At 71.9% G+C, this 15235-nt stretch carries 17 protein-coding genes; 8 read left to right on the top strand and 9 right to left on the bottom strand.

All coding sequences use genetic code 11. From position 1 onward, the window contains the following. Positions 1–65 precede the first annotated feature (65 nt). Complete coding sequence (gene ileS / locus DK427_RS11655; RefSeq protein WP_109951399.1) at positions 66–3041, bottom strand: isoleucine--tRNA ligase; 2976 nt, start codon at positions 3039–3041, stop codon at positions 66–68. Between the two features lie 385 nt (positions 3042–3426). Here ileS and DK427_RS11650 point away from each other — a divergent pair, with 385 nt between their 5' ends. After that, positions 3427–3699 (top strand): hypothetical protein, encoded by a 273-nt coding sequence (locus DK427_RS11650; RefSeq protein ID WP_109951398.1) that lies wholly within the window; start codon positions 3427–3429, stop codon positions 3697–3699. A 167-nt stretch (positions 3700–3866) separates the two neighbouring features. Then, positions 3867–4139 carry a GCG_CRPN prefix-to-repeats domain-containing protein gene (locus tag DK427_RS11645; protein WP_109951397.1) on the top strand — a complete coding sequence of 91 codons (273 nt, stop codon included), beginning with the start codon at positions 3867–3869 and terminating at the stop codon, positions 4137–4139. 4 nt (positions 4140–4143) lie between these two features. Here the strand turns inward: DK427_RS11645 and DK427_RS11640 are convergent, their stop codons facing one another. Continuing rightward, the gene (locus DK427_RS11640) at positions 4144–5178 is read right to left on the bottom strand and encodes an LLM class flavin-dependent oxidoreductase (protein ID WP_109951396.1); all 1035 of its coding nucleotides are present in this window, start codon (positions 5176–5178) and stop codon (positions 4144–4146) included. Positions 5179–5380: 202 nt separating this feature from the next. On the opposite strand from DK427_RS11640, the gene DK427_RS11635 reads away from it, so the two are divergent. Further along, positions 5381–6583, top strand: a complete 1203-nt coding sequence (locus DK427_RS11635; protein WP_109951395.1) for a pyridoxal phosphate-dependent aminotransferase — start codon at positions 5381–5383, stop codon at positions 6581–6583. Between the two features lie 42 nt (positions 6584–6625). On the opposite strand, the gene DK427_RS11630 is transcribed toward DK427_RS11635, so the two are convergent. After that, entirely contained in the window at positions 6626–6964 is a 339-nt protein-coding gene (locus DK427_RS11630; protein WP_109951394.1) for a type II toxin-antitoxin system PemK/MazF family toxin, read from the bottom strand. Further along, the gene (locus tag DK427_RS11625) at positions 6934–7167 is read right to left on the bottom strand and encodes an antitoxin MazE-like protein (RefSeq protein WP_109954121.1); all 234 of its coding nucleotides are present in this window, start codon (positions 7165–7167) and stop codon (positions 6934–6936) included. The genes DK427_RS11630 and DK427_RS11625 overlap by 31 nt, the downstream gene beginning before the upstream one ends. Before the next feature lie 148 nt (positions 7168–7315). Here DK427_RS11625 and DK427_RS11620 point away from each other — a divergent pair, with 148 nt between their 5' ends. Then, positions 7316–7588, top strand: a complete 273-nt coding sequence (locus DK427_RS11620) for a hypothetical protein (protein ID WP_109951393.1) — start codon at positions 7316–7318, stop codon at positions 7586–7588. Positions 7589–7601: 13 nt separating this feature from the next. Here DK427_RS11620 and DK427_RS11615 read toward each other — a convergent pair whose 3' ends face one another. Next, a complete protein-coding gene (locus DK427_RS11615; RefSeq protein ID WP_109954120.1) occupies positions 7602–7781 on the bottom strand; it encodes a hypothetical protein in 180 nt (59 codons plus the stop codon). A gap of 119 nt (positions 7782–7900) precedes the next feature. Continuing rightward, complete coding sequence (locus DK427_RS11610) at positions 7901–8812, bottom strand: histone deacetylase family protein (RefSeq protein WP_204165304.1); 912 nt, start codon at positions 8810–8812, stop codon at positions 7901–7903. A 115-nt stretch (positions 8813–8927) separates the two neighbouring features. On the opposite strand from DK427_RS11610, the gene DK427_RS11605 reads away from it, so the two are divergent. The 4 genes from DK427_RS11605 (at position 8928) to DK427_RS11590 (ending at position 12496) form a co-directional block, all read left to right on the top strand. After that, the gene (locus DK427_RS11605; RefSeq protein WP_109951392.1) at positions 8928–10082 is read left to right on the top strand and encodes a ceramide glucosyltransferase; all 1155 of its coding nucleotides are present in this window, start codon (positions 8928–8930) and stop codon (positions 10080–10082) included. A gap of 49 nt (positions 10083–10131) precedes the next feature. Continuing rightward, entirely contained in the window at positions 10132–10818 is a 687-nt protein-coding gene (locus DK427_RS11600) for a type 1 glutamine amidotransferase (RefSeq protein ID WP_109951391.1), read from the top strand. A gap of 232 nt (positions 10819–11050) precedes the next feature. Beyond that, complete coding sequence (locus DK427_RS11595; RefSeq protein ID WP_109951390.1) at positions 11051–11242, top strand: hypothetical protein; 192 nt, start codon at positions 11051–11053, stop codon at positions 11240–11242. A 57-nt stretch (positions 11243–11299) separates the two neighbouring features. Then, positions 11300–12496 (top strand): pyridoxal phosphate-dependent aminotransferase, encoded by a 1197-nt coding sequence (locus DK427_RS11590; protein WP_109951389.1) that lies wholly within the window; start codon positions 11300–11302, stop codon positions 12494–12496. 66 nt (positions 12497–12562) lie between these two features. On the opposite strand, the gene fhuF is transcribed toward DK427_RS11590, so the two are convergent. The 3 genes from fhuF to DK427_RS11575 form a co-directional block, all read right to left on the bottom strand. Next, complete coding sequence (gene fhuF, locus DK427_RS11585; protein WP_109951388.1) at positions 12563–13294, bottom strand: siderophore-iron reductase FhuF; 732 nt, start codon at positions 13292–13294, stop codon at positions 12563–12565. Next, entirely contained in the window at positions 13291–14523 is a 1233-nt protein-coding gene (locus DK427_RS11580; protein WP_245930897.1) for an MFS transporter, read from the bottom strand. Before DK427_RS11580 ends, fhuF begins: the two co-directional genes overlap by 4 nt. A 209-nt stretch (positions 14524–14732) precedes the next feature. Continuing rightward, the gene (locus tag DK427_RS11575) at positions 14733–15215 is read right to left on the bottom strand and encodes a response regulator (RefSeq protein ID WP_109951386.1); all 483 of its coding nucleotides are present in this window, start codon (positions 15213–15215) and stop codon (positions 14733–14735) included. Positions 15216–15235: the final 20 nt, after the last annotated feature.

The following is a 15235-nucleotide window of genomic DNA, read 5'->3' as shown; positions in this document are numbered from 1 at the left end:
GCCCTCTCCCCGCGCGCGGGGAGAGGGGATGCGCGTGAGGTCGTCGTGCCGGCCTGGAGACCGTATCACGCCGCGCTCGCTTCCGGGTGGGCGGCGTCCCACTCGCGCAGGGCCTGCGCGTCGCGGGGCGTGACGTCGGGATATTCCGCGTCCTGGCCGACCTCCGGCGTCACGCGCCAGGAGCGGGCGCATTTGCGGCCCTCGGCCGGGCGCGGCTCGACGGCGACGCCCCGGACCTCGTCGAGGCGGAAGGCCTCGGCCGGCCCCTCCCCCGCCACCACGGTGATGTCGGAGGTGATGCAGATGTCGGCGAAATCGACGCCCTCGACCGCCGCCAGCAGATCCGGGTCGGCGACGTGGACCACGGGGGCCGCCTCCAGGCTCGCGCCGATGCGCTTGGCCGCGCGCTCGATCTCCAGGGCGCCGGTCACGACGCGGCGCACGCGGCGGATCTTCTGCCAGCGCTCGGCCAGCGCGTCGTCGCGCCACTCGACCGGGGTGTGCGGCAGCGTCTGGAGGTGGACCGAGCCGGTCTCGGAGCGGTAGCGGTCGAGCCAAGCCTCCTCGGCCGTGAAGGCCAGCACCGGGGCGAGCCAGATCGCGGCCCGCCGGAAGGCCTCGTCGATCACCTGCAGCGAAGCCCGGCGACGCACCGAGGAGACCGGGTCGCAGTAGAGCGCGTCCTTGCGCACGTCGAAGTAGAAGGACGACAGGTCGCCCGTCATGAAGCCGTTGAGCAGCGCCACCACCCGCTTGGTGTCGAAGGCCGCGTAGGCCTCACGGATCTCGGCGTCGAGCTCGGCCAGCCGGTGCAGGATCAGCCGCTCCAGCTCGGGCATCTCGGAGAGCGGCACGTCGTCCCCCTCGACGCGGTGGGCGAGCGAGCCCAGCATCCAGCGGAGCGAGTTGCGCAGCTTCCGGTAGGTCTCCGCGAAGGTCTTGATGATCTCCGGGCCGATGCGCAGGTCGTCGGTGTAGTCGGAGGCCGCGACCCAGAGGCGCAGGATGTCGGCGCCCGAATCCTTGATCACGCTCTGGGGGGCTACGACGTTGCCCTTCGACTTCGACATCTTCAGCCCCTTGCCGTCGAGCACGAAGCCGTGGGTCAGGACGATGTCATAGGGGGCGCGGCCCCGCGTGCCGGCGGATTCGAGCAGCGAGGACTGGAACCAGCCGCGGTGCTGGTCGGAGCCCTCCAGGTACATCACCCGGTCCTCGCCGCCGTCGCGGCGGCGCGTGACGCCCGATAGTCCCGGGAAGGCCTCCGGATCGTCGAGCACGAAGGCGTGGGTCGAGCCTGAATCGAACCAGACGTCGAGCACGTCCGTCACCCGCTCGTAGGCGGCCGGATCGTGCTCGGGCGCGAGGAAGCGGGCGCCGTCCGCGTCCGTGAACCACGCGTCGGCCCCCTCCTGCCGGAAGGCCTCGACGATGCGGGCGTTGACGCGCTCGTCGCGCAGGATCTCGCCGGTCTCGCGATTGACGAAGACCGTGATGGGCACGCCCCAGGCGCGCTGGCGCGAGACCACCCAGTCGGGGCGGTTGGCCACCATGCCGTTGATGCGGTTCTTGCCCTGCGGCGGCACCCACTGGGTGTCGTCGATCGCCTGCAGCGCGACCTCGCGCAGCGTGCGGTTGCCGAGGCTGTCCACCGGCCGGTCCATGGCGATGAACCATTGCGGCGTGTTGCGGAAGATCACCGGCTTCTTCGAGCGCCAGGAATGCGGGTACTGGTGGCGCAGCACGCCCCGGGCGATCAGCGCGCCGGCCTCGGTGAGTGCGGCCATCACGGCCTTGTTGGCGTCGCCCTTCTCGCCCTTCTGGGTGAGCACGCGAGTGCCGGTGAAGCCGGGTGCGGCCTCGGTGAGTACGCTGTCGGCATCGACCGTGTAGGGAATCGTCGTGTCGATGCCGCGCTCGCGAAGCAGGCGGCCGCTCGCCATCCAGAGTTCGAAATCCTCGCGGCCGTGGCTCGGCGCGGTGTGGACGAAGCCGGTGCCCGACTCGTCGGTGACGTGGTCGCCGTCGAGGACGGGCACGTCGAAGCCGTAGCCGAGCCCGTGCAGCGGGTGCGCGAGGGTCAGGGCGGCAAGATCGGCGGCCGAGACGTCGGCCACGCGCTCGAAGCTCTCGACCCGCGCCGCCTTGAACACGCCAGCGGCCAGCGCGTCGGCCAGGATGTAGCTCTCGCCGGTCTTGGCCCAGTTGTCCTCGGGCGCGGCCGTGACGCGATAGAGCCCGTAGGCGATCTTCTTCGAGTAGGCGACGGCGCGGTTGCCGGGAATCGTCCAGGGGGTCGTGGTCCAGATCACCACGCGCGCGCCGGCCAGAGCGCCCTCCCCGCCCTTGCGGATCGGGAAGGCGACGAAGATCGTGTCGCTGATGTGCTCCTCGTACTCGACCTCGGCCTCGGCGAGGGCGGTCTTCTCGACGACCGACCACATCACCGGCTTCGAGCCGCGGTAGAGTTGGCCGGACATCGCGAACTTCATCAGCTCGTCGGCGATGGCGGCTTCCGCCGGGAACGCCATGGTGGCGTAGGGATGGGCCCAGTCGCCGGTGACGCCGAGGCGCTGGAACTCCGCCCGCTGCACGTCGAGCCACTGGGCCGCGAAGGCGCGGCATTCCTGGCGGAACTCGATCACCGGCACCGCGTCCTTGTTGCGGCCCTTGGCGCGGTACTGCTCCTCGATCTTCCACTCGATCGGCAGGCCGTGGCAGTCCCAGCCCGGCACGTAGTTCGCCTCGTAGCCGAGCGCGCCCATCGAGCGGACGATCACGTCCTTCAGGATCTTGTTGAGCGCCGTGCCGATGTGGATGTTGCCGTTGGCGTAAGGAGGGCCGTCGTGCAGCACGAATTTCGGCCGGCCCTGCCCGCGCGCGCGCAGCTGCCCGTAGAGGTCCGTCTTCTCCCAGCGCTCGAGGAGCAGCGGCTCGCGGGTCGGCAGGCCGGCGCGCATCGGGAAGTCGGTGCGGGGCAGGAACAGGGTCTTGGAATAGTCGCGGGTGGCCGCGGTGTCGGCGGGGGTCGCGTCGCTCATCGGTTCGGGCGTCCTGGGGAAGGCGTCGGGCCCGGTCGGGGCCGTGCGGCTGAGGTCTCGGCGGGTCCGGCGCCGCTAGCGCCGGCGGGGGTGCGGAGGATCCCGCGTCCCGGCATCCGCGATGCCGCGTCTCCCGCGGCACTCAGGCGGAGGCCGGGCCCGTAATTCGCGTCGCCGGACGGCCGCGGAAGAGAACTGCGCCTACTCGCATGGGGCGGCTTCTATCAGCGGGCGCCCGCCCGCGCCAGAGCGGGCAACTCGGTCGTGCTCCACAGAAATCGAGCTCCGGCCGATGCCACAAACCGCGGGCGCGACCGTTGACCAAGACCTGCTCCCGCACGCGCCGGACCGGCACGGGGCACGCCATCAACGAGAGGACACCGCCATGAAGCACCTCCTCGTCGCCGCGACGCTCGCGGTCTCCACCCTGACACTCGGCGGAATCGCCGAGGCGCAGGGCCTCGTCGGCGGCGTGAACCGCGGCGCGGCCGAGGGCAACCGGGTCGGCGGCCCGATCGGCGGCGTGGTGGGCGGCGCCGTCGGCGGTGCGGTCGGCACGGTGAACGGCGCGCTCGGGATCGATCCGGGCCGGCGCGCCTACCGCACCGACCTGCCCGGCCGGCGCCACCATCGCCGTCACCATCGCCGCCACCGCTGAGCGGCTGCCGGCGCGAAGCCTCCTCGGGTGGAGGGGCCGCCGGAACCTGTCCAAATCGTCATGTTCGGCCGGCTTCCAACAGGGCGCGAGCCGCCTAGATCGGCACACGGTCAAGGTGTCGCCTCCCGCGACACCGCTCCGACCCGGGAACAGGAGGACAACCGCTCATGGCCAAACGGACGATTCTCGGCCTCGCCGCCGCCCTGACGCTCGGCGGCCTCGGCGCCGCCTCCACCGCACAGGCCGCGCCCCTCGGCGTCGGCACGCCGCTCGCGGGTCAGTCTCCGATCGAGACGGTGGCCCAGGGCTGCGGCCCGGGCTGGGCGCGCGGGCCCTACGGCCGCTGCCGTCCCTTCGCCGGCCCGCCACGCGGCTTCTACGGCCGCCGCTGCTTCCTGCGCCCGACGCCCTACGGGCCGCGCCGCGTCTGCCGCTGGTAAGGGGTCAGATCGAACGATCGCCGGGGCCGGGCTTGGCCGCCAAGCCCCACGCCTCGGCGATCAGCGCGTAGGATCGCCGTCGCGCCGCCTGATCGTGGATGCTCGACACGATCATGATCTCGTCGGCCTCCGCCTCCGCGGCGAGCGCCGCGAGCCTCGCCCGCAGGGTCTCGGGCGAGCCCACATGCAGGCGCTCGCGGCCGCGCTCCATCCGAATTTTCTCAGAGCCCGAGTAGGCGTAGCCCTCGGCCTCCGCGAGGCTCGGGATCGGGCCGTACACGCCGCGCTCGCGCCGCAGCGTCGCGAGACGCGGGCTCATGGCGAGCCGCTCGGCCTCCTCGTCGGTCTCCGCGCAGACCGCCGCCAGCGCCAGGATGGCGTGGGGCCGCTCGCCGAGCCGCGAGGACTGGAACTGCCGCCGATAGGCCCGCAGCACCTCCGCCGCGTCGGAGCTTCCGAAATGCTGCGCGAAGGCGAAGCCGCAGCCGATCCGGGCCGCGAGCGCCCCGCTATAGTCGGAGGAGCCGAGCAGGAAGAGCGGGGGCAGCGGTACGCCCGCGGGCATGACCTCGATCTCCGCGAACGGGTGCCCGGCCGGAAATCCTCCCGCGCCGAAGAACAGCAGTTCCTGCAGCCGTTCGAGGAAGGGATCGCCCTCGCGTGGATCCTCCCGGCGGCGGAGCGCTCGTGCCGTGATGCCGTCCGTGCCCGGCGCGCGGCCGAGCCCGAGATCGATCCGTCCGGGAAAGAGGGCTTCAAGCAGCTTGAACCGCTCGGCCACCATCAGGGGCGCGTGGTTCGGCAGCATGATGCCGCCCGATCCGACCCTGAGATGGTGCGTCGCCGCCGCGACCTGACCGATCATGATCTCGGGCGCGGGGCTGGCGACCGAGGCCAGGGCGTGGTGCTCGGCGAGCCAGTAGCGATGGTAGCCGAGCGTGTCGACGTGCCGGGCCAGCGCGAGGCTGTCCTGCAACGCGTCGGCGGGCGTCGCGCCGGCATTCACGAAGGAGAGGTCGAGGACGGAGAGCGGCAGCATGCCGGAAAGATGAGGCCGCGCCGGCCCGTTCGCGAGGGCGGGCGGGGCACGGGAGCCCTGCCCGGCACGCGTGGCATGTGGTGTCCCGCAGGCTCGGCAGCATCTTGCCGGCTCAGGCCCCCGCCCCTAGGGTCCCGCCGCCGCAGCCCCGCGGGGCCGCGCAGATTCCCGATCCCCGATCCAAGACCCCGGAGCACTCCCCATGGGCTTTCTGGCCGACGCCCTCTCCCGCGTGAAGCCGTCCGCGACGATCGCGATGACGCAGAAGGCGCGCGAGCTGAAAGCCTCCGGCATGGACGTGATCAGCCTCTCGGTCGGCGAGCCCGACTTCGACACGCCCGACCACATCAAGGATGCGGCGATTGAGGCGATCCGCCGCGGCGAGACCAAGTACCCGCCGGTCTCCGGCATCGTGCCGCTGCGCGAGGCCATCGCCCGCAAGTTCAAGCGCGAGAACGGGCTCGACTACAAGCCCAGCCAAACCATCGTCGGCACCGGCGGCAAGCACGTGATCTACAACGCGCTCCTCGCCACGCTGAACCCTGGCGACGAGGTGGTGATCCCCCGCCCCTACTGGGTCTCGTACCCGGAGATCGTGGTTCTTTGCGGCGGCACACCGGTCTTCGCCGAGACCGACATGGCACACGACTTCAAGCTTCAGCCGGAGGAGCTTGAGCGGGTCATCACTCCGAAGACCAAGTGGATCATCCTCAACTCGCCCTCGAACCCCTCGGGCGCGGCCTACGCGCACGACGAGCTGAAGGCGATCACCGACGTGCTGATGCGCCACCCCCACGTCTGGGTGCTCACCGACGACATGTACGAGCACCTGACCTACGGCGACTTCGCGTACGTGACGCCCGCGCAGGTCGAGCCCGGCCTCTACGAGCGCACGCTGACCATGAACGGCGTCTCGAAGGCCTATGCCATGACCGGCTGGCGCATCGGCTACGCGGCGGGCCCCGAGCACCTGATCAAGGCCATGGACTTCATCCAGGGCCAGCAGACCTCGGGGGCCACAACGATCTCGCAATGGGCGGCGGTGGCCGCGCTCGACGGCACGCAGGAGCATCTCGCCCGCTTCCGCGCGGCCTTCCAGGAGCGGCGCGACCTCGTGGTCTCGATGCTGAATCAGGCCTCGGGCCTCAAGTGCCCGCTGCCGGAGGGCGCCTTCTACGTCTACCCGTCCTGCGCCGAGCTGATCGGCAAGCGCACGGAAGGCGGCAAGGTGATCGAGACCGACCAGGACTTCGTCACCGAGCTCCTGCAGAGCGAGGGCGTTGCGGCGGTGCACGGCTCGGCCTTCGGCCTCGGCCCGAACCTGCGCATCTCCTACGCCACCTCGAACACGGCGCTGGAGGAGGCCTGCACCCGCATCCAGCGCTTCTGCGCCTCGCTGCGCTGATGCTGCCGAGCCCCGGCCGATCCTATGATCGGGCCGGGGCGCTCAATCGGCGAGGCCGAGCATGAGCGAGAGCATGTGGTTCAGCGCCAGCAGCTCGGTCCCGGCCAGCCGGCCCAGGACGGGGCCGCATTTGGCCCGCGGCAGCGCTGCGGCCTTGTCGACCATCACCTGCGACACCGTCCGCGACCCGGTATCCGCGTCGGCCGGCATGGTCAGTCGATAGATCGGCGCCTTGCGCAGGGTGCTCGTCAGAAGGCAGACCAGGACGCTGTCGGTGTCCGACAGCCAATCCGATTGCACGACGACCGCGGGGCGCGGCTTCCTGTAAGCGCCGGGGGCGGAGACCGTGATCAGATCGCCGCGCCTCGCGCGTCGGGCCACTCGACCGTTGCGGCGATGAAGCGCATCGCTTCCTCCTCCTCGGCGGCTCCGCGCATAAGGGCCGCCTGCCGCTTGGCCTCGACCTGAAAGCCTGGTGCCGCAGGGTCGGGCACCCAGACGCGGAGCAGCTTCATGCCGCGCGGCTCGCTGCCCGGCTGGTCGGGGTCTGTCCGGCGCGGGTCGTCGGGCTTGGTCAGGGCCATGATCGCACTCCGCAGGCGCATCGCCACGCTATTCCAGAGGGGCGGCGTCCGCCAGCCATCGTTCGAACGCCGGCAGGTGTGGGCGTACTCCGCGGAACGCCACCCCGGCACCGCCGTTTCTCCCGGGCAATTTCTCAGGGAGAACACCATGCGGATCGCCGTGAAGGCATCGGCCATCGCCGTCATGACGCTGATGAGCGTCGGCGCGGCCGAGGCCAAGGGTTGCATCAAGGGCGCCATCATCGGCGGCGTGGCCGGACATTACCTTGCCGAGCGCGGCGTGGTCGGTGCCGTGGCGGGCTGCCTCGCCGGCCGGGCGCTCGCCAACCGACAGGCGCGTCGCGACGTCGATTACGGCTCGCGCGTGCGCGATCCCGGTTACGGGGGCCGCGGCTATCCCAGGCGCGACTACAGCTACTGAGGCGCGCTCCGCCTCAGCGTGGGCCGAGGGAGCCGGTGACCGCCGGTTCCGTCGGCACTTGTCTCGCGACATCGACAGGGCGCGCGCCGTCCCGCCGGCCGTGATCGAGCTTGTTGGCGGAGATCAGCGCCGCGGCGATCATCGCCAGCAACGCCAGCGTGACCTTCGTGCCTTCCCAGATCCGTCCGAGCATCGCCGCCACTCAACAGTCGAACCGGCGCGCCGCCGCCTCGGCGCGACGGCTCGATTGTGCACCGCACGCTTCATAAATGGTTTAAGCACCGGCGCCGTCCCCAGTTCATTCCGGCCGTGTCACCTTCCGGCCTCGGCTTCCGCTGCGAGCGCCTGGAAGACGAGGGCGTGGCGGCCCGCCAGGGCGTCGACGTCGTGGGTGTAGCCCCCGCCGATCACCGCCACGAGTGGGATGCCCCGCGCCCGCGCCTCTCCCACCACGTAGCGGTCGCGGGCGTAGAGACCGTCGTCGCTGAGCGCGAGGCGGCCGAGCCGGTCGTCCCGGTGCGGATCGACGCCCGCATTGTAGAACACGAGGTCCGGCCGCAGCGCGTCGAGGAGCGGCGGCAGGCGCGCGGCGAGCACGTCCAGATAGGCCGCGTCCTCCATTCCGTCCGGCAGGCCGATGTCGAGGTCGCCCGGGATCTTCTGGGTGGGGTAGTTCCGCTCGCAATGAACCGACAGGGTGAAGAGGTCCGGCGCGTAGGCGAGGCAGTCGGCGGTGCCGTCGCCCTGGTGCACGTCGAGATCGACGACGAGCGCCCGGCGGATGGCGCCCTCGTGCTGGAGCGCGCGGGCGGCGACCGCCACGTCGTTGAATACGCAGAACCCCGCACCCTGCTCGCGCCGGGCATGGTGGCTGCCGCCCGCGGTGCTGCCGGCAAGGCCCTCCGCCAGCGCGAGGCGCGCGGCGAGCAGGGTGCCGCCGACCGAGGCGCGGGAACGGCGCACCACCGTCTCGGTCACCGGCAGGCCGATCGCCCGCTCGATCGCCCGCGGCACGTCGTGGGCGAGCACCGCGTCGATGTAGCCGGGCGCGTGCGCGTGGGCCAGCAGCGCCGCGGAGGCCGGCTCCGGCTGGACGAAGCCGAGCGGCGCGAGACCCCGCTCCGCCACGACCTCCGCCAGCCGCCCGTACTTCCGCATGGGGAAGCGGTGGCCGTCCGGCAGGCTGGCCTCGTAGGCCGGGTGGAACACGATCGGCGGGATCATCCGGGCGCGGGCGATGCGGGGAGAGGCCCCGTCATAAGACTGATACGGCGGGACTGTTAGGGGGCTGCGGAACGGCGCGGCGGCAGGTCGCGGCCGGGACGGGGACGACGGCCGCATGATCGAGGCGAACGCAACCGCGCTGGCCCTGGCGCTCTGCGGCCTGCTCACCCTGATCAACCTCGCGAGCCTCGGAATCGCGGCCCGGCGCATCGGCCGGGTACGTGGGCCCTCCGCCTTCCCGGTCGGCGCCCCGGTCTCGCTGGTGCGGCCCGTCTGCGGCCTGGAGACCTTCAGCGAGGAGACGCTGACGCGCGGCTTCCGCCTCGACTATCCGGACTACGAGATCGTCTTCTGCGTCGCCGATCCGGCCGATCCGGTCCTGCCGCTCGTTAATCGGCTGGTCGCCGCGCACCCGGCCGTGCCGGCCCGGGTGCTGGTGGGCGACGAGCGCGTCAGCGACAACCCGAAGCTCAACAACTGCGTGCGCGGCTGGGAGGCGGCGCGCCACGACTGGATCGTGCTGGCCGATTCCAACGTGCTGATGCCGCCGGACTACCTTCAGCAGATGCAGGCGGCTTGGCGAGACGACACCGGCCTCGTCTGCTCGACCCCGGTGGGCGCGCGGCCCGGCAACCTCTGGGCCGAGGTGGAGTGCGCGTTCCTCAACACCCTGCAGGCGCGCTGGCAATATACCGGCGAGGCGCTCGGCCTCGGCTTCGCGCAGGGCAAGAGCATGCTCTGGCACCGGCCCTTCCTCGAGCGCCAGGGCGGCATCCGGGCGCTCGCCGCCGAGATCGCCGAGGACGCGGCCGCGACGAAGCTGGTCCGGGCGGCCGGGCGCCGGGTGCACCTCGTGCCGGCCCCGTTCGAGCAGCCGCTGGGCCTGCGCCGCCGCCGCGAGGTCTGGTCGCGCCAGCTGCGCTGGGCGCGGCTGCGCCGGGTGACGTTCCCGCTCTTCTTCGCGCCGGAGATCGCCAGCGGCGTGCTGGTGCCCTTCCTCCTGGCGGGCCTGCTCGCCGGGACTCCGGAGACCTGGGTCGGCCTCGCCGGGCTTGCGGCCCTGTCCTACGGTGCCGAGTACGCGCTCGCCGCCCGCGCCGGCTGGCAGCGCTCGCGGCGCCTCCTCCTCTGCCTTCTCGTGCGCGACGCGATGATTACGCTGCTCTGGGTCCGCGCCTGGATGCGCAACGCCGTGGTCTGGCGCGGCAACCCGATGGACATCCGCCCGAAGCCCGCGCGCCGCTTGCGCGCGGGGGCGAGCACGGCCTAACCCGGAGGCCACCCGGTCGCGCGGCCGGACCGCCACGGACGACGACCCCTTGCGCATCGCCATCCTCGAGACCGGCCGCCCGCCCGCGAGACTCTCGCACTTTCCGTCCTACGCCGCGATGTCGGCCGATCTCCTGGGGCCCGGCTACGCCTGCGCGGCCTTCGACGTGCGGGCGGGCGAATGGCCGGACCCGGCCGCGCACGAGGCCTTCCTGATCACCGGTTCGCCGGCCGGCGTCTACGATCCCCTGCCGTGGATCGCCGACCTCGTCGCCTTCCTGCGGGCGCTGCCCCCGGATCGGAAGCTCGTCGGCATCTGCTTCGGCCACCAGGTCATGGCCGAGGCCTTCGGGGGACGGGCCGAGAAGGCGTCGTGCGGCTGGGGGCTCGGGCTTCACGCCTACGACATCACGGCGCGCGCGCCCTTCATGGACGCGGCGGCCCATATCGCCGTGCCGGTGAGCCACCAGGATCAGGTCACGGTGCCGCCTCCGGGGGCGCGCGTGCTGGCGGGCAGCGCCTTCACACCCTACGGCGTGCTGGAATACGCCGACCGTGCCGCCCTCTCCTGCCAGTGCCACCCGGAATTTCGCCCCGACTATGCCCGCGCCCTCACCCGGAACCACGGCGCCGCGCTTCGGGATCCGGCCCTGATGGAACGGGCGCTCGCCAGCCTCGAGGCCCCGCACGACAGCGCGCGACTCGGCGGCTGGATCCGCCGCTTCCTCGCGGCCTGAGCGGCGCCTGCGGCCTTGCTTCGATACTCTCGGCATCGGAGAGGGGCGCGTCCGGTTCGGGTGCGATCCAAAGGTTCCTATGCGGTCGCCCTGCGCCCGCTCGGAAGAAGGACCCAGAGGAACCATTGTGCTGACGCTCTCCCCATACGGCCGAGCCGGTGCTATGCACGGGCGCTCTTCCGGCGTACGGGCCTGTCCCGACGCCCCTTTCCCGCTCGACGCGAGTGCCGACATGAATCCGCTGGTTCCGCTCTTCATCCTCGTCAGCCTGCCGATCGCCGCGATCAGCCTCGTGCTCTACACCGATACCGGCATCGAGCCGGCTCTGGTCTGGGCGACGGTGAAGACCTTCGTGATCCTGGGCATCGTCGCGGGCGCGCTCTCGTTCGGCGCGAGCCGGCTCGCCGAGCGCACCAAGGCCTGATGCGAGGACGCGGCGCGGGGCCCTCGCGCCGCCACTGCACCGCACCGAGAGGGCGTCATGCTCCAGATCGTTCCGGCCTTCGGCCGTATCGGGGAGGAGAACGCCTTCGCGGTGCTCGCCCGCGCAGGTGCCCTCGCCGCGCAGGGGCGCGATGTCATCAATCTCGGCATCGGCCAGCCCGACATGCCGACGCCGCCCCACATCGTGGAGGCGGGCATACGGGCGCTGCGCGACGGCCACCACGGCTACACGCCGGCGACCGGGATCCTGGGCCTGCGCGAGGCGGTGGCCCGAGACATCCTGCGGCGTCACCGCGTCGAGGTCTCTCCTGAATCCGTTCTGATCGTGCCGGGCGGCAAGGTCACCATGTTCATGGCGATCCTGATGTTCGGCGAGCCCGGTGCCGAGGTCCTCTACCCGGATCCTGGATTTCCGATCTACCGCTCGATGATCGAGTTCACCGGCGCCACGCCCGTGCCGGTGCCGATTCGCGAACGGAACGGCTTCGCCTTCTCGGCGGCGGAGGTGCTGAGCCTCGTCACCGACCGGACGCGGCTCCTCATCCTCAACTCGCCCGCCAACCCCACCGGCGGCGTGACGCCCAAGGCCGAGATCGACGCCCTGGTGGCGGGGCTCGCCGCGCATCCGGACGTAGCCGTACTGTCGGACGAGATCTACGGCACGATGACCTATGACGGCGAGGCGCACCACTCGCTCCTGGCCTATCCGGAGATCCGCGACCGGCTGATCTACCTCGACGGCGCCTCGAAGACCTACGCGATGACGGGCTGGCGCCTCGGCTGGTCGGTCTGGCCGCAGCCGCTCTACGATGCGGCGCGCAAGCTCGCGGTCAATTCCCATTCCTGCGTCAACGCGGCGACGCAGTACGCCGGCATCGCGGCACTCGACGGGCCGCAGGATTGCGTGGCCGCGATGCTGGCCGAGTTCGACCGGCGGCGCGCGATCGTCGTCGCGGGCCTGAACGACCTGCCAGGGGTGGGTTGCGTCACGCCGAAAGGGGCGTTCTACGCCTTCCCGAACATATCCGGGACGGGCTGGCGAGCCAAGGCGCTGGCCTCCGCCTTGCTGGACGAGACCGGCGTCGCGACGATCGGCGGCCCGGATTTCGGCATGCACGGCGAGGGCTACATCCGCCTCTCCTACGCGAACTCGGCGGAAAACATCCGCCGGGCGCTGGAGCGGATGCGGGCGTTCCTGGAGCAGCGGGCGCCGGATTCCGGCCAGCGCGGCTGAACGGCCGATCGCCTGCTTGGGGTATCACGCGGGAAAGCGGACACTGGGCAAGTCCGCCCGATCCAGTCAGGTCCCGGCGCAGCGCTCCAGCGGGCAGAGCGCTCCGCAGGAGGGGATTCCCGGCAGGCGGCTGCGCAGGCAGCAGGTGCGGCGGCGGGAGCCGGCGGCGCCCGGGCAGAGCGCTTGGGCGAGCGGCGTGCCGGCGCAGACGGGAGCACCGCAGCGGCCGAGGCAGGAAGCGACCTCCGCGCAGGCCGGAGCGTCGCCGCCCCCGAGTTCGCCCGCGACGTAGTCGAGGATCACGGCGGCGTTGCCCCAGATCACCCGCGGCGCCGGGCCACCCTGGGCGCAGCACAGAGCCACGAAGGGGCGCAGGTGATCCTCGACAAGGCCGGCCAGCCCGGGGCGCGGCCCGGCGACGCAGACACGGCCGCATCCCGGCTCGCCCGGCTCGACCAGCAGGCGCGCGGGCCGGCCGGCGGCGTCGAGTTCCAGGCTGGTCCTGTCGAAGGCGAGCGGCAGGGGCCGCCCGAGGCGGATCAGGGCGGTCAGGGCGGGCGTCGCGAGCGCGGCGAGGTAGAACTGGCTCCAGTAGGAGACGAGCGCCCGCCGGTCGACCGGATCGCGACGGGCGCCGTCGAAGAGGCCGCCGCAGAAGGCCGCGAGCGTCGCGTCGAACACGGCCGGGTCGCGCAGCGCCGCGAGCGGGCGCGCGTCCGCTGCCCCCGGTCCAGCCGCGACGCCGCTCCGGTAGGCCGTGAGCGAGTCGGGCACGCGGGCTGCGACCTCGTCGATCATCGTGCCTCCGGATCGGTCCGCGGGGTGCGGGCCACCGCGAGGGCGAGCCACGCCACGGCAGCCGCATAGAACGGCATCGCGCCCGCGAAGTAGCCCGGCCAGCCGACCCATCCGGCGAGCGCCGGGGAGGCCACCCGCAGGGGCATCGCCGCGAAGAAGGCCGCGCCGAACAGGAGTGCGTAATCGGTTGCCGGCCGCGGTCCCTGGGCCCAGCGATAGATCATGTTGAACACTGGCACGCCGAGGATCCCGCCGCAGACGAAGTTCAGGACCGTGGCCGCGACCGCGAGCCCGGTCGCGCCCGTCGCGCAGGCGGCCGCCATGAGCCCGCCGGTGGCGAGCACGCCGAGACCGCCCGCCGCGATCAGCCGCACGGTGCCGAAGCGCGTGACAAGACCGGCCGCCAGCACCGCCATGACGAGGTTGACGACGGGCAGGACGGTGCCGGTGAGGAACCCGACGCGGGCGAGCGGCACGCCGAGATCGAGCAGGGCCAAGGTGTTCGGGCCCGACAGCAGGTAGGACGCCGCGAAGTAGGCGCCGAGTGCCAGGATCGGTCCGAGGAGGGTGCGCAGGCGCGCGAAGGAGCCCGACCAGCGATGCGGCGTGCCCCCGGCCCCGCGCAGGCGCGCTTCCGGGTATGCGAGGATCGGCAGCAGGCAGAGTGCGTCCATGGCCGCGCAGGCCAGAACGGCGCCGCGCCAGCCGAGAGCGTCGTAGGATCCGAGCAGTACGCCGACGCCGAGGATGCCGCCGAGCGAGGCGCCGCAGAGCTTCGCCGAGGCCACATAGGTCCGCCGCTGCGCAGGCACCGTCTCGACGACGAGTGCCTCCAGCGCGATATCCATCGTGGCGATGCAGGCGGAAGCCAGGACCGCCAGCGCCAGCAGCAGACCGAGCGGCCAGCTCTCGCCGAGGCTGAGGACGACGAGCAGTGCGACGGTGAGCCCGAGGGTCGCGGCGATCCAGCCGATCCGGTGCGCGAGAAACGGCAGGCGGACCCGGTCGAGCAGCGAGGCCCAGAGGAAGGTCAGGCCGACCGGCAGGTTGATCAGTTGCAGCAGGCCGACTTCGGCGAGATCCATGCCACGGCTGCGCAGGATCAGCGGCGCGCCGCCCGACAGGAAGCCGAGCGTGGCGCCGAAGCTGACGTAGAGGCAGAAGAAGGGCGCCAGCGGGCTCAGCTCGGCCCGCAGGCCTGCGGCCCGAACGGCGACGGTCGCGCTCACCGCGCGGGGCACCCGGCGCAGTGGGTGCTCCCTCTGCGATGGGCGACGTGGCGCGGAGAGCCTGTGCGGCGACAGTTTATAATCACACTAATCTATTGTTTTGCCTCGTGAATTCGGATTATGCGAGCCGTCGCGTTGTTTCAAGGCGGAGACGCGCGATCGCGCCGCGACCGCCGGGCGCAGGGCATTCCGCAGCCGGAGACGGGAGTTCAGTTCCTGTCGGGCTCGCGCACGGGCGCGGCCGCGGCGGCGAGACCTGGCTGAGCCGGACTCGTCGGCAGGCCCTCGGGCAGGAGCGGGATGGCGGACGGGCCGTCGCTGCCGCGGATCTCCTGCGCGATCACCTGTGCCAGGACGTGATAGTGGAACGGCTTCCACACGATCCGCACGCCCGTCGGGATCTGGCTCGTCAGGTCGCTCGCGGAACCGGACGTGATCAGGAGTGCGAGGCCGGGCCAGCCAACCCGCGCGCGCTGAATGAGACCGATACCGTCGCCGAGAGCCGTCAGCGTGCGGCCGGTGATAAGCGCGCGGATCTCAGCGCGTGTCTCCAGCACGGCGAGCGCCCCGGCGGCGTCGGCGACCGCGACGACCGTGAAGCCGGCATCGCTCAGCATGTCGACCATGACCATGCGGATCAGCGCGTCGCCCTCTGCGATGAGGATGGCGTCGGGCTCGCTGGGGAAACTCACCGGATTGTCTCGGCCCCTGC

Source organism: Methylobacterium radiodurans, from assembly GCF_003173735.1.
In the GTDB taxonomy this organism is placed as follows: Bacteria; Pseudomonadota; Alphaproteobacteria; order Rhizobiales; family Beijerinckiaceae; genus Methylobacterium; species Methylobacterium radiodurans.
The sequence above is the reverse complement of the archived record's forward strand: the minus strand, read 5'-3'. Positions and strand labels throughout refer to the sequence as shown.

Excerpts from the sequence above, each read along its gene's own strand:
- ileS (WP_109951399.1), bottom strand. The coding sequence starts at position 3,041 with ATGAGCGACGCGACCCCCGCCGACACCGCGGCCACCCGCGACTATTCC.
- DK427_RS11650 (WP_109951398.1), top strand. The coding sequence starts at position 3,427 with ATGAAGCACCTCCTCGTCGCCGCGACGCTCGCGGTCTCCACCCTGACA.
- DK427_RS11645 (WP_109951397.1), top strand. The coding sequence starts at position 3,867 with ATGGCCAAACGGACGATTCTCGGCCTCGCCGCCGCCCTGACGCTCGGC.
- DK427_RS11640 (WP_109951396.1), bottom strand. The coding sequence starts at position 5,178 with ATGCTGCCGCTCTCCGTCCTCGACCTCTCCTTCGTGAATGCCGGCGCG.
- DK427_RS11635 (WP_109951395.1), top strand. The coding sequence starts at position 5,381 with ATGGGCTTTCTGGCCGACGCCCTCTCCCGCGTGAAGCCGTCCGCGACG.
- DK427_RS11625 (WP_109954121.1), bottom strand. The coding sequence starts at position 7,167 with ATGGCCCTGACCAAGCCCGACGACCCGCGCCGGACAGACCCCGACCAG.
- DK427_RS11620 (WP_109951393.1), top strand. The coding sequence starts at position 7,316 with ATGCGGATCGCCGTGAAGGCATCGGCCATCGCCGTCATGACGCTGATG.
- DK427_RS11615 (WP_109954120.1), bottom strand. The coding sequence starts at position 7,781 with ATGCTCGGACGGATCTGGGAAGGCACGAAGGTCACGCTGGCGTTGCTG.
- DK427_RS11610 (WP_204165304.1), bottom strand. The coding sequence starts at position 8,812 with ATGATCCCGCCGATCGTGTTCCACCCGGCCTACGAGGCCAGCCTGCCG.
- DK427_RS11605 (WP_109951392.1), top strand. The coding sequence starts at position 8,928 with ATGATCGAGGCGAACGCAACCGCGCTGGCCCTGGCGCTCTGCGGCCTG.
- DK427_RS11595 (WP_109951390.1), top strand. The coding sequence starts at position 11,051 with ATGAATCCGCTGGTTCCGCTCTTCATCCTCGTCAGCCTGCCGATCGCC.
- DK427_RS11590 (WP_109951389.1), top strand. The coding sequence starts at position 11,300 with ATGCTCCAGATCGTTCCGGCCTTCGGCCGTATCGGGGAGGAGAACGCC.
- fhuF (WP_109951388.1), bottom strand. The coding sequence starts at position 13,294 with ATGATCGACGAGGTCGCAGCCCGCGTGCCCGACTCGCTCACGGCCTAC.